General features: G+C 66.0%; 9 protein-coding genes. 1 reads left to right on the top strand and 8 read right to left on the bottom strand.

Going from position 1 to position 13,580, the window contains the following annotated elements; translation table 11 throughout:
* The 5 genes from AAF481_02435 to AAF481_02415 all read right to left on the bottom strand — a co-directional run.
* Window positions 1–289, bottom strand: a 289-nt coding sequence (locus tag AAF481_02435) for an IS256 family transposase (protein ID MEM7480006.1), incomplete at its 3' end; no start/stop codon positions are given.
* Window positions 290–449: 160 nt separating this feature from the next.
* Window positions 450–722 carry a hypothetical protein gene (locus tag AAF481_02430; protein ID MEM7480005.1) on the bottom strand — a complete coding sequence of 91 codons (273 nt, stop codon included), beginning with the start codon at window positions 720–722 and terminating at the stop codon, window positions 450–452.
* 180 nt (window positions 723–902) lie between these two features.
* The gene (locus AAF481_02425) at window positions 903–2,579 is read right to left on the bottom strand and encodes a hypothetical protein (protein MEM7480004.1); all 1,677 of its coding nucleotides are present in this window, start codon (window positions 2,577–2,579) and stop codon (window positions 903–905) included.
* Window positions 2,576–3,838 (bottom strand): sodium:proton antiporter, encoded by a 1,263-nt coding sequence (locus AAF481_02420; GenBank protein ID MEM7480003.1) that lies wholly within the window; start codon window positions 3,836–3,838, stop codon window positions 2,576–2,578. The genes AAF481_02425 and AAF481_02420 overlap by 4 nt, the downstream gene beginning before the upstream one ends.
* Window positions 3,835–4,644: a type II CAAX endopeptidase family protein gene (locus AAF481_02415; protein ID MEM7480002.1), complete on the bottom strand. Its 810-nt coding sequence runs from the start codon at window positions 4,642–4,644 to the stop codon at window positions 3,835–3,837. Before AAF481_02415 ends, AAF481_02420 begins: the two co-directional genes overlap by 4 nt.
* Window positions 4,645–4,768: 124 nt before the next feature.
* Here AAF481_02415 and AAF481_02410 point away from each other — a divergent pair, with 124 nt between their 5' ends.
* The gene (locus tag AAF481_02410; GenBank protein MEM7480001.1) at window positions 4,769–5,989 is read left to right on the top strand and encodes an alpha/beta fold hydrolase; all 1,221 of its coding nucleotides are present in this window, start codon (window positions 4,769–4,771) and stop codon (window positions 5,987–5,989) included.
* Here the strand turns inward: AAF481_02410 and AAF481_02405 are convergent.
* The 3 genes from AAF481_02405 to AAF481_02395 form a co-directional block, all read right to left on the bottom strand.
* On the bottom strand, window positions 5,940–9,416 hold the full coding sequence (locus AAF481_02405; protein MEM7480000.1) for a patatin-like phospholipase family protein: 3,477 nt from the start codon (window positions 9,414–9,416) through the stop codon (window positions 5,940–5,942). The genes AAF481_02410 and AAF481_02405 overlap by 50 nt on opposite strands.
* Window positions 9,417–9,445: 29 nt before the next feature.
* Window positions 9,446–11,428: a cation:proton antiporter gene (locus AAF481_02400; GenBank protein ID MEM7479999.1), complete on the bottom strand. Its 1,983-nt coding sequence runs from the start codon at window positions 11,426–11,428 to the stop codon at window positions 9,446–9,448.
* A gap of 93 nt (window positions 11,429–11,521) precedes the next feature.
* Window positions 11,522–13,270 carry a hypothetical protein gene (locus tag AAF481_02395; GenBank protein MEM7479998.1) on the bottom strand — a complete coding sequence of 583 codons (1,749 nt, stop codon included), beginning with the start codon at window positions 13,268–13,270 and terminating at the stop codon, window positions 11,522–11,524.
* Window positions 13,271–13,580: the final 310 nt, after the last annotated feature.

Here is a 13,580-nt window from a genome sequence, read left to right as displayed (position 1 = left end):
GGAAGCCTTCCCGCTCGGCCGCAGGACGCCGATCTCGCACCCGAGGCTGTTGGACCGAAAGACTGCCGAGAGGCGTCTGGAGCACACGCTCCGGCAGATGGCCGTTGCGAACCACAAGACGACGACCCTCCGGGTCGACCAGATCATGCCGGGCACTCACGTACTCCGTCACTTCCTGCTCGATCGCATGGGCCAAAAGCTCCCGAGCACCGCGGCGAAGCACCTCGCTCAGCGCATCGACAGCCGTTTCTTGGGGAAAGGAAACCAACTTCGAGCTACACTCGGTCATGGCGGCATATCTCCTGCCCGGCAGCCACCGGGCGGTCATGGATCCGAATTTCAGACCCAGGATATGCCGCCTGTCTCATCCCGCCATACACAACTTTCGGTTATACCTCCGCCCCAGGTGAGCGGGGAGGGCACGGCGCGTTTCTTCTTGGGCGTGTTCTCTAGCCGTTTTTTCCCGGGCTTTGGGCTCTGCTCGTCTCGCGGATGGACTCCAGGGCCTTTGCGATCTTTTCCGCCGCTTCCCTCCTTCGCGGCGGCAGGGATTCCCACATCGACCAGAAGGCGCTCTCCAGGATCTTGTAGGCGTAGTCGTCTTCGACCTGGGCGAGGGCTTTCAGGCGGTTGCGTGCTCGGCTGGTGAGCTGCGCGTTGAACACCACGATGTCCTCGCTCCGGGTGCGAGGTCGGCCGGGGCCGGCTTTCTTTGTTTTCATCCTCAGGGAATTGTAGCGCGCCGCCGTTCTTGGGCGGGAGCGGAAGACGGTCATTCATCGCGGGGTCCCGCTTTGGCAGGCTCCGGATGATCTATGAGCCACAAGCAGACTTCTATTTTCATGCGCACAAAAATAACAGAACCGAGGCTTTGAGTCCACTTTGGGGCCGTGTGGGTAGGTCTAGAACGTCTCTTTGGTCGAGATCAGCCACTGCACGCCGCTGATCGAGTCGTCGCGGTCGAGGGGGAAGGCGACGTCGAGATGGATCATGGAGCCCTGGCCGGAGCGGCTGGAGGAGAGGCGCAGGCCAAAGCCGATGTCTTTGAGCACTTTGTCGGTGTATTCCGGGCCGCGGATGAGGAGCGGATCTTCGCCGTCGAACCAGGCGCGGCCGATGTCGAAGAAGACGGCGCCGCCGACGTGGACTAGCTGGAAGAGGTGCCAGTCGGTGTAGAAGCGCTGTTCGAGGGTGACGAGGAAGCGCCGGTTGCCGTCCTGGTAGCGCAGAGGGTATCCGCGCAATCCCGAATCGCCGCCGAGCAGAAGCTGCGTTTCAATGTCCGCCTGCTGGGTGGCGTCCACTTCGGCGGAGACGAAGAACAGGTTGTTGCCGAAGTTGCGCTGGTAGAAGCGTGCCCGCAGATTCGCCATCAGGTTCTGCTCTTGGCCGTCGGCCCAGCGCGAGGTGAGGCCGCCGGAGAGCAGCAACATCCGCTGGTCGCCGATCGGATGGCCGCTCGAAAAGCCGCTGTCGAAAACCCACCGCTCCTGGTCGCCGCCGAGGGCCTCCGGCGAATAGCCCAGTTTGCCGTGGAAGCGGCGCCCGATGAAAAAGTCCTCGGTGCGCTGGAGTTGGTCGAGGTCGTTGGTTTCGAGGAACCGGTCTTCGATCACTTCGAAGCCGAGCCAGGGATACGACAGGGTGCGGTCCCTCGGCTGGAAGCGGCTGAAGGACTCGACCCGCCGGTTGCCGAACTGCCGTTCGTCGTAGGTGTAGCCGGTCAACAGGCGGCGGGTCCAGCCGTTCCTCAAGCCTTTGGAGCGTCCCCAATAGAATTCCGCATAGGTGCGCTGGTGGCGGAAGCGATCGACCTCTCGGCCGGCGAGGTAGAACGGGTCTACCCGGTCCTCTACCCGCACGAAGAGACCGGAACCCCAGCGTGCGTCGAGGGAGACGAAGGGGCGTTCGAGCTCGAGCCGCTGTAGGGAGCCGTCGCTCATGTTGGCGAGCCACAGTTCGAGTTGGGCGTGGGTGCCGCCCAGGGAGCGGTCGGCGAAGGCCACCAGTTCCCGGGTGCGGTCCACGTCTTCGGTGCGCTCGACGATGATCTCGCGACCGGTACCGAGAAAGTTGCTCTCCTGCACTTCGAAGCGGGTCGAGTTTTCGCCTCCGCTGCGCGAGAACCCCAGGCCGGCGGTGAGGGTCCACACGTCGCGGGTGACCACCTCCAGGTCGACGCGATTGCCGCCGTAGTGGATCGGCCGGATCTGGGCGTCATACAGGTAGCGTTTCGAGCGCAGCAGGCGCTCCGTTTCGTCGAGGATGCGGCGCGAGTAGAGATCGCCGCTGCGAAACAGCAACAAATCCTCGATCACCGCCGGGCGGGTGGTGCGGTGGACGCGGTTGGCGAAGCGAAACAGGACCTTCGATTCCGCCGGATCGTCCGTATCGAAGACGTTGCCGGTCCGGACGACGATCTCACCGATCACTGCTTCGGAGGCTTCCAGGGCTTCGTCCGACGGGATGGGCGATTCCGAGCCGTAGTCGATCGACTGGGCCGCCAGCGGAGCGCTGACGATCGCGCCGAGGGCCAGCAACCCGGCGCCGGCGAAGGTGAGAAAACGGCGGACCTTCATGCCGCAGTCCCTCCCGGGACGGTTTTGGGGTGCGAGAGCAGCCGCACCAGCGGACCGACGGTGAGCCCTTGCACCAGGATCGAGAAGAACACCACGACATAGGTGATGGCGACGATCAGGTCGCGCTCCGAGCTCGGCGGCAGCGACAGGGCGAGGGCGACGGAGATGCCGCCGCGCAGTCCGCCCCAGGTCATCAGGCGAACGGTGCCCGGCGGGAAGGTCCGCCGCCGGCGGCGGGCGGTGACGGCGCCGCCGACGGTCAGCCAGCGGGCGCCCAGCACCAGCGGGATGGCCACCAGGCCGGCGATGATTTTGGCCGGGCTCCAATCGAGCACCAGCACTTCGAGGCCGATGATCAAAAACAGGATCGCGTTCAGGATTTCGTCCGTCATCTCCCAGAATTCATCGAGACGGCGGCGCACGTTGTCGGACATGGCGAACATTCGCCCGCGGTTGCCGATGAACAGGCCGGCCACCACCATGGCGATGGGGCCGGAGGTGTGGAGGGCGAGGGCCAGGGCATAGCCGCCCTGCACCGTCGCCAGGGTGATCAACACCTCGACGGAGTGGTCATCCACCCGGCGCAGCAGGTGGTACGCGACGAAGCCCAGGCCCAAGCCGAAGATCACCCCGCCGATCGCCTCTTCGACGAACAGCAGGCCGATGCTCGCCGGGTCGAGTTGGCGGCCGTGGACGGCGATGCCGGCGATGACCGAGAACACCACCACGCCCACGCCGTCGTTGAACAGGGACTCGCCGGTGATCAGCGAACGCAGCTCCGACGGCGCGCCGGCCTTCTTGAGGATGGCGAGAACGGCGATCGGATCCGTCGGCGAGATCAGCGAGCCAAAGAGCAGGGCAAAGGCGAACGGTAGGGCCAGACCGAGGAGCGGCAGCAGAAAGACGATGGCTCCGCCCACCAGGAAGGTCGAAAACACCACTCCGACGGTGGCCAAGGTCAGCACCGTCCAGCGCTGGCGGAGCAGTTCCGAGAGGTCCACATGGAGCGCCCCGGCGAACAGCAGGTAGCTCAGCATGCCCTCCATCAGCAGGTCGTCGAAGGGCACCCGCGCGAGGAGCTGGCCGGCCCATTCTCGGGTGCCGAAGCCCGCCGCTCCCAGCCCCAGCACCGCCAAGGACGCCAGGAATCCACCGACCATCACGCCGATCGCCGGCGGCAGGCGCAGGGTGCGCTCGTTGAGCCATGCCAGCAAGGCGGTGAGGGTGATCAAGACTCCGGCGACGGCGAGCAGGCTCAAAGGATGCTCTCCAGGTAGCGGTGCGACTGGAAGAGGGCGAAAAGGTTGATCGCGGCGTGCAGGAGGATCGCCAGCCAGGTCGAACCGGTTTGCCAGCGGACGATACCGAACAGGAGCCCGAGGAGGAACACCGAGAACATGTCGAAGGCGTCGTACTGTAGGTGGATCACCGCGAACAGGGCGCTGATCAGCACGATGGCGCCCACCTCACCCAAACGGCTTTTGGCCAGCCCTTCGTAGAGAAAGCCGCGAAACAGCAACTCTTCGATGATCGGCGCCGCCAGGCCAACGGCCAACACCAGACCAGGCATGAAGCCGGCGGTGGTCATCGCCTGCTCTATGAAGTCCGGGATCGGCGGGCGCTCGAAGACGGTGGCGACGTAGGTGATGGCGGTCACCAAGGCGTAGGTGGCCGCCAGCCAGAGCAATCCTTGCCACCAGCGGAACCCCCGCAGGCCGAGGTACTGGGCCACGCCGCCGGGGCGCCTCAGGCGAGTCAGCAGCCACAGGGCGACGAGGGCGACGGGCAAGGCAATGAGGGTGCCGACCCACAGGATCTGGCCGAAGTATTGGTTGATGAGGCGTTCGGGCTCGAAGGCGTTCAATTCGCCGTAGGGCTGGACCACCAGCACCGCGACGATGCCGAAGCCTTGCACCAGGCTGTAGAAGAGGAAGACGGCGCCGGACAGCAGTAGGGAAGCGAGGGCTCCCCAGGTCCGGTCGTCTGGAGAGGGCTCCCGCGTTGTCGGGACCTCGCTTTCTGGAGTCCCTAGCGGCGGAGTCGATCCGTCATTCGGCAGGGTCAAGGCGAGGCGAGGCTAGCACATCGGAATGGAGGGATGAGCCTATCTGTGAGTTCCTTCGGAGCGGCGGGGTAGGTCGAGCGAGAGACCCCTTGCGCCGCATCCTTCGGCGGACGATACTGCGGTCATGAACACGGGTCGTCGGAGGATGAGGTCGGCGGGGCGCTGGAGGCGGCGCACCTGGGTGGCCGGAGGCACCGCGTTGGCGGCACTCCTCGCCTTCGCCTTGCTCGGCGTCGGCTGCAGCAGTCTGCCACCGCTGCCGGAGTCCGAGCCCTGGAGTTGCGAAGGCGGCGCCGAGCCGGCGGACCTTTGGCACTGTATCGACGCCGCCGGACCGATTCCACCGAAGACCGAAGGAGCCTTCCGCAGTACCTCCCGGGTAGTGCGAGGAGACCTCGACCGCAAACGCGCTGACCAGCGCGCCGCCACCGCTTGCGAGAGCGATCCGCCGAACGGCTTCGAGGATCTCCGGGGTGTTTCCGTCGAGGGGGCGCCGCCGCTCCACGGCTACCGCTTCGCCGGCTCACCGGACAAGCCGCTGGTGGTGGTGGTGCACGGTCTGTTCGATAGCCGCAACAGCGCCTACGTGCGGCGCACGGCGGAGGCTCTCGCAGCCCGCGACTTTGGGGTGCTGGTGCCGGACATGCGCTGGCACGGCTGCCTGTTGAAACCCGCCTGGCTGCCCACCCTCGGCCTCGCCGAAGGCGGCGACCTCGTTCGCTGGGGGCGCTGGGCGGCCCAGGACGGCGCCGGCGAGACGAACCGGCCCGTCGGGCTGCTCGGTTTCTCCCTCGGGGCGCTCGATGTGCTCCACGCCCTCGGCCGTCCGGATCCACCGCGGGCCGGCGCCGTGGCGGTCTCACCGCCGGCCGCCCTGGAACAGGTTTTCGATTCCTTCAGCGGTCCCATCTACTGGCAGGATCGCGGGCTCCTCGGGCTGATCGACCGGAGCTTTCGCAAGCTGCTCACCCGCCGTCTCGAAGATCAGGACATCCCCGTCACCGAGGCGGGTCCTTTCGCCTCGATGCTCGCCCACCTGGAGCGGCGCACCGGCGTGCCGGGGCCGCTCGCCCTGGCGCTGTCGGATCCGGTGCCGCCGATCGAGCGGGCGAGTCGTCCTCTGTTGATCCTGGCGGCCGAGGATGACCCGCTGTTCGGGCGATTGGTGGTCGAGGAGCTGCGCCGGGCGGCGGCCGAAAACCCCGCCGCCTACCTGCTGGCAACCCCCGGCGGCGGCCACATCGGCTTTCCCGGGTCCGATCCGCAGTGGTTCATCGATGTGGTGGAGCGCTTCTTCACGGAGTCCGCGGAGGTGCGGGTGGCGTCAGATTCACCGGCGCCCTGAAGTTCGGTTGGCCCCAGCTCTCCACCAGGCCGATGCGCTCGTCCAGGTCTTCCTCCGCCCAGTGGATCAAACAGTCGACGGTGCGCTTGCGGAAGTCGAAGAGCGGCGGCCAAGGGGTGCGCCGCTGAGGTGGCGCCAAGGAGATCACCAGGGACTCCCGGCGGCTGATCTGATCCACCCGCTGGGACGCTCCGAACAGATGTGCCGGCAGGCGGCCAAGATTTTGGGTGAGGTTGCCCGGCACCTTCTTGAGCAGACCGCCGAAACTTGAAGGGGCTCGCGGGTGGCCCAACGGGTGGGTTGAGTGGACGATCAGGATCTGCTCGTTCTCGGCGTTGAGGGCGGCGTCCACCGGCACCAGGCTGGAGAAGCCGCCGTCGATCATCCAATAGGTTTCGTCGTTGCCCGGCAGGCCGTCGATGCGGGTTGCCGGAAAGATCGGGAACGGTGATCCGGAGGCCATGATCACCTTTTCGAGGAGCTCACGGTCCGTCAAGATGTCCGGGTTCTCGGACGCCGTCCCGCTGAAGTCGGTGCCGTAGGAGAGCCATCGAGCGCCACTGCCGTCGCCCGGCGACAGGGCCGGTTCCCCCGGTGAGAAGAGAAAGAAATAGGTGCTCTCGGAGGCGCCGTCGGGTTCCGATTCCGAGCCGACTTCCGACTGATCGAGAACGTTGGTGGGCACCAGGAAGCGGGTGTTCAGGCGAGCCGGCCGTGGAGCTTCTTGTCGGTCGAAGCGGGCGATCGCCGCCTCCAGATAAGAGCGCGCCTTGCGGTTGCCGTAGATCGCCGGCGCGACGGTCAGGTTCCACCACACCAGGGCGAGGAAGGCGATGCCGGCGACGCGCAAGAGCCGCCGTTTGACCAACGCGCCGTTGGGGTGCATGGAGGCGAGAAACTTGAGGCCTCGTTGCAGGTAGGGAATGCGGCCGAAGAGGCCGAGGGTGACCAGCAGCACGCTCCAGGCGAAGGCCACCACGATCAGGCGCAACCAGAACCCCCAGGTCAGCTCGAGGTTGGAAAGGCCGCCGACGAAGGCTCCTCCGATGAGCACCAGGTACACCAGCAGGATGTGTCCCACGGCAACCGCCAGACCGGCGAAGAGATCGTCGCGGCGAGCGATCACATACCTGCGGTCGGAGGTGAAGACGACGGCGATCAAGCCGGCGAAGAAGACGAGGGAGCCGAGGCTGACCATCAGGGCGCCGATCGACAGTCCCAGGCCGGAGGGTGCCATCAGATTCGGGCCGAGGTCGCAAACTCCCACCGGACGGGTGAGGCTGAGGATCACCGTGCTGGTCAGCAGGAGATAGCCGGCGACCGGCCCGCCGGCGAGCGGCTGCTCGAATCGATCCGGCACTAGCTCGCGCAGCAGCAGGAGCAGCGCGACCAGCAAGAATCCGAGGAAGAAGAGAGCGGCTTCCCCCAACAACTCGAAGGCGGCGATCCAGAAGCGAGAGGTGACGAGCATGACGATGGGGGCCGCGACGATGCCGCTGACCAAGAGGGCGATTTGACCCTTGGTGAATCGACGCCGGCCCCGCATCATCCACCAGCCGACGGCCAAGAACAGCCCGTAGAGCAGGCTCGCCGCCAGCGCGAAGGGTGCCGGAGCGTCGAGCCACTGATGGTTGATCTTCAGGCTCTCGATGCGGACGAGGAAGGGAATTCCGCCGATCACCGTGCCCACCGCGAGGAAGACGGCGGGGATCCTCCAGACGCCCGCCGGGTGGACCGGCGGCGGATTTTCGGGGTCCCCCTCTAGGCGCACCAGGATCTGGTCGGCGGTGACCGCCAGGAAGGTGGCGAGGGCGTAGACGAGCCCCTCGATCTCGGGAATATGTTCGGCCAGCTCCGGACCGTGGATGGCCTTGACCAGCAGGGGAATGACGAACAGAAACCAGGCCGCGCCGAAGGTCAGGCGGCGGCGTCCCGGCGGCCGATCCGGATGGATGGGATGGGCGTGTAGCGGGCTTTTGCGGGGAAAGGCCGCCAGCCAGAGCACGGCGCTCAAGATGAGAAAGGCCACCAGCACGCTGGCGTAGCGCAGGAAGTCCCCGCCCGGGAAGATGTCTCCGCTGCGCAGGGTGCGGATTTCTGCCGCGTTTTGTTGACCGGGTCGAGGTGTGCCATCGGGCTGGGACTTCGCTTCGTCGGAGCGGGCGCAGCGGCGTGAAGTCTCCGGTACGTTCCACAACAGGGTGGCCAGGTCGAAGGAACTGTGCTCGCTCAGGCGGGCGACGAAGTAGCCGAGGAGCGCACCTCCGCTGGTGCCTACGACGGTGTCGACCGGGAGGGAATTCCCGTTCAGGGGGCGCGATTCCGAGTTGTGAATCCAGTGCTCGCCGTAGAGAGCATCGACCAGGCGCGACTGGTAGGCGGCCTTGACCCCGCCGCCGGGCAGCACCAGGGCGAGCCGTCGATTCTGGCTCCCTCGCAGTAGGTCCATGCTCTCGCCGAGGGTGAAGGAGAAGGTGCGAGCGCCGAAGGCCGGAGTGATTTCGATGGACGGTCGGAAGGGCTCCGGCGGTGATTCGATGAGGTCCCGAATCCCGGGTGGTAGGGAGCCGTGCGCCGGCTGAAGAGCCTGTGGCCGCAGTCGAGAGGCGATCTCCTGGGGGTGGGCGATCAGCCGGCGCCGGATCGGATCTCGAATCAGCACCGGTTCGAGGCTGGTTGGCCTTGCCACGGTACCGTTGGCCGCCGCGGCGGCGACCCGGCTGGGACTCCGGAAGCGGCTGCGCCGCAGCAGCACCCGCCAGACGAGATCCTTCGGCACGTCCTCGGGGCCGTGTTTCCGCCACCACTCTTCGAAACGGAAGAGCAGCGCCAGGTAGCCCGGGTCCAGATGCCAGCTTGCGACCACCTGGTATCCGTCCCCCGGTTCCAGCGCTTCTCGTATTGCGGGGTTGCCGCCCGAACACTCTTCTTTCCGCTGGCGCTCGGCGTCGGCCCGTGCCTGGCGCACTGAGGAGGCGAAGAAGTCGTCACGTTTCGGCGGTGTCGAAGAGGCCGCGGAGGAGGTCGCTTGCCAGTACACCGGCGAAGCGCTGGAATGGAGCCTCGTCGCCCGTTCTGGCGGCACCACGACTTCCTGCAGCGGCCGCTCCGGGTGGTCCTTGAGGAGCAGCGCAATGGCCGGATCTTGCAGCAGGGCCAGATCCAGCGAGCTGCGGTGAAACCAATCGAGTAGATGGTAGGGCGAACCGAGGGCGACTTGGACGCGTCGCGGACAGCGGTCGTTCGGGCGCCAAGCCTCTGCGAGGATGGCCAGCACCTCGTCCTGGACTTCGCCGGATCGCGCGTCGTAGGGCAGTCCGAGGCGCAGCGGCCGGCAGTCCTCGCTCGCCTGCAGCCCGCTGAAACCGCCGACGGTAAGGCCGAGTAGAACCGCCAGCGCGGCAAGAAAGCATGTTCTCGATGGCATCAGCGCGCAGGCTACCAAAGGCGGGCAGGCTAGGACTCGCCGGCGCGGTACGCTTCCATCAGGTCGAAGGCCGCCTCGATCTGCTCGTGGCTGCCGACGAATACCAGCGTGTCCCCTTCTTCCAGCTCCATGGTGGGCGACGGGTTGGGAAACGACTCTTCCCCCCGCACTACCGCGATGACGCTCGCCCCGGTGCGATTGCGCAGGTCGAGGTCCCGCAGGGTGCCGCCGCGGGCACGGCTCTCGGGCGTCATGCGGTAGAGATCGGTGGTTCCAGCCTCCAGTGCCTGGAGCACCGTTTCGGACACTCCCTCGGAGGCGCCGGGCACCCGCAGCATCCGGTAATCCTCGCCGCGCAGCAGCCGGGTTTGGGTGCGGATGATGTTGCGCGGCACGTGGAAGTGGCGGAGCACCAGGGTGAACACTTCGATCGCCGATTCGAACTCCTCGGCCACCACCTCGTCGGCTCCGGCTAGGCGCACCGAATCGATCTCCTGCACCATGCGGGTGCGCACGATGATCTTGACCGCCGGTGCCAGGCCGCGGGCGAGGCGCACGCTGCGCCGCATGGCCGGCAGGTCCGACATGGCGAAGACCACCGCCTGCGCCCGTTCGATGCCGGCGTGTTCGAGAATCTCCTGCCGGCTGGCGTCGCCGAAGAGGATCGGCACGCCCTCGCGACGGGCTTGTTGAACGGTCGAGTTGTTGAGTTCGATCACCACGAATGGCAAGCCCGCTTCGCCCAACACCCGGGCCAGCAGACTGCCGTTGAGGCCGTAGCCGACGATGATCACGTGGGATGACAATCCCGCATGCTCCGCCGCCGACTCGGGATCCGCCGCCCGCACCAAAGCCGCCACCCGGCGGCCGATCCCCGGTGCGAAGGTGACGAAGGCCGGAGTGAGGAGCAGGGTCAGCACCGCCGTGCCGAGGAGGAGTTGGTAAATGTTGCCCGCTAGCAGTCCGTTCGACCGGCCGACGTCCATCAGGACGAAAGAGAACTCTCCGATCTGCGCCAGCCCGAGTCCGCCGACCAGGGCGATGCGCACCGGGTAGCCCACCACCTTCACCGCCGCCCCGGCAAAGAGCGCCTTCAAGAGCACCACGCCGGCCGCCATGGCGAGCAGCAGGGGGCCGTTGTCGAGGGCGAAATCGAGGTCCACCAGCATGCCGATGGAGACGAAAAAGAGGCTAGCGAACACGTCCCGGAAGGGCGCGACGTCGGCGATCACCTGGTGGCTGTACTCGGTTTCGGAGATCAGGATGCCGGCGAGAAAGGCGCCCAGAGCGAGGGAGAAGCCCAGCGAATAGGTGAAGTACGACAAGCCCAGGCAGGCCAAGAGCGAAGTGAGGATAAAGAGCTCTCGGCTGCGCACGGCGACCAGCAGATGGAGCAGCCGCGGAGCGACGAAGCGCGCGATGACCGCCACCAGTGCCACCGCCGCCAGGGCACCGCCGAAGCGCAATAGGAGGGCCAGCGGTGAAGCTTGCTCGGTGCCGGCGATGACCGGCGTGAGCACGATCATCGGCACGATCAGCAGATCCTGGAACAGCAGGATGCCGAGCACCGCCCGGCCCTGGGGGGTGGACATTTCCCGCCGCTGGCCGTAGAGCTTCAAGACCACGGCGGTCGACGACAGGCTGACCACCCAGCCGATGAAGATCGCCTCGGACCAGGGAATGCCGCCGTAGGCGGCGACCGCCGCCGTGGCGAGGGTGGTGAGGAGCGCCTGGGTGAGGCCGCCGAACAGAAAGGCGCGGCCCATGTCCTTGAGCTGCCCGAGGGAGAGTTCCAGGCCGATGATGAAGAGCAGCAGCACGACGCCGATCTCGGCCAGGGCCTCGACTTCCTCGACCTCTTCGACCAGCCCCAAGCCCGAAGGCCCGATCAGGATGCCGGTGAGAATGAGGCCGACGATCGGCGGAATCCGTACCCGCGCCGAGAGGAACACCACCCCCACAGCAGCCGCCAAAATCCAAACGGCTCGCAAAAGCCCTTCATCGAGATGCATCGGCGCATTGTCGCACGAGGCGCCGGCAGGCGGAACGGCAGCCGGGTGACGGGGCCTAGCTCGAGCCAGGCCCCGTCACCGGCGAGGGAGAACTCAGTTCGGTGGGCTGATCGGGGCGAGCGGCAACGCTTCGATATCGGCGAAACTCTTTAGCTCGAAGGGCTCCTTGTGGTGTTGCCAGCTCTGGCCGGTGAACAGATCGTCCACCCGAATGTCCAGCTCGACATCCGTTAAGCCGCCGACGAACACCCAGTGGTGGCCGTTGCTGGAAGTGCCGTCGAGCACCTTGAGGATCAGTTCCAGATTCTCTGGCCCAAACAACCAGAAGGCGCCGCTGTTGTCGGCCAGCAGCTGGCCGGTGGCGGTGCCGCTGCGGCCGCTTCGGGGGTCGAGCCAGTCGACCGTCGCGCGGAAGCGGCCGCCGGTGAGGCAGAGGGCCATCGCCGTGTCATCGCAGCCGCCGGACGGTGCTTCCTGAACTCTAGCGGTGGCGATGGGCGGCGAGCCATCGTCCGGAAAAGCGTCGACGATCGCGCGACTGGCGAGGCGGCCCCGAGGGTTGGTGAACTCGCGCTCGATATGGGTCAGGGTGTCCCGTACCCGGACGGTGTAGGGGAGGTTCGACAGGGAACCGAACATCACCCAGAAATTGCCGTTCACCGGTCGCCCATCGAGCACCTTGACCAGCAACTCGACATTGTCCTCGCTGAAGAACCAGAAGCTGCCGGTGTCCGAGGTGACCGGCACCGCCGTTGCGGCGCGGCCGCTGGGGGAGATGTCGTCCTGCACATCAACGGAGACTTTGAAACGACCCTCCTGCAGGCAGACCACGGATTCACTCGAACCGCAGGTGAGGGCGGAGCGGTGGGCAGAGAGAAAGGGTGGGGCCTCCGGGGCCGTGATGAGGACTTCCTTTTGAACTTGGGCCATCGCGACCAGGCGATCTCTCCCGGTGAATGCGACTTCTGGGTCCCGGTAGGTGCCGCGGACATCACTCAAAGGCCTGGCCGGGCCAAAGGGGTTCAATCGGAGGTCGAAGGCTCGAAAATGAGCGGTCGAAGGAGCCTGATAGGACGCGCTCTCGGTCCAGCCGGCGACGATGCTGCCTCCGTTGCTAACGTCGAGGGCGATGGAATTCTCTGGCCGCAGGCGACCATTCTCCACAGCCCTCCTCACCTTGGACACTGGCCGGCCCCGCCCATCCAAGACCTGGAGCGCCAGATTGGAATCATCGAGGTCGCGCGGCCCCCAAGCCGCCACGAATCTGTCCGCGGGGCCGTTTGCGAGAGCGAGGGCGATGGGGCGGATTCGGGCCAGAATCCTATTGAGGACCCTATGAAGGATCGTGGTCTCTTCGTCGCCCGTCCTGCGGTCGATCGAGAGGGACTTCACAATGCCTACGTCGTGGCCGTCGAATTCACTGTAAAGAAGCACAGTTCTGTCTGCATCGGCCGCTACGGTAGTGCTTCCGAAGGTCTCAACAAAGTCAGCGGAGGCGGGTGATCGCAGAAACTTCGGTTCGTCCAAAGCGTTTCCGTCGAGGTCAAAATGGCGCAGCCAAAGTTCGAGATCTGTTGACCAGGCCACCGCGAATCCCTCCGGGTGGCCGCCAACGGCTACGCTTCGAATGGTGGCGTCGACGCTGCCGATATTGAATTCGGAAGTCAGCGGTAGGCCGGACGAGTCCAATAAACGCCCGACGACTTCGTTGCCGCGGCCGCCGGTCCAGGCGGCGAGCGCGCGATCCGCGCTGGTATCGGCCGCGGCGATCGGCCGCACGGTGAGAGAGCCGAGGCTCCGTAGCTCACCCAGTTCGTCCGCTGCATTCACGTGTCGGCTCACCGGCTCCCATTGAGGTGTCGAGGAGAAAACGGGAGAATCAGTGAGTTGGAAGGTCACGACAAGATAGGAATCATCTTCGAAGGCGGTCAGTGCGGAGTCGGCACCGAAGTCTGTGACGGCCACTTCATCTCCCTCACCGAAGGGAGCGAGATCGCCGACGATCGGGTAGGTGAAGGCGAAGCTCCAAAGTACGAGAAGAGAGCTCAGGCCGTAGCGCAGGTGCCCTCGCGGCCTCTGACTTGGGAGATCGCGATCCGTCGGGAGATGGGGTCGACAGTTTGCTCGTTGGTTCATATGGCAGGTAGCCCCT

It is taken from the genome of Acidobacteriota bacterium (assembly GCA_039030395.1).
In the GTDB taxonomy this organism is placed as follows: Bacteria; Acidobacteriota; Thermoanaerobaculia; order Multivoradales; family JBCCEF01; genus JBCCEF01.
This window is presented reverse-complemented; position numbering and strand designations above follow the sequence as displayed.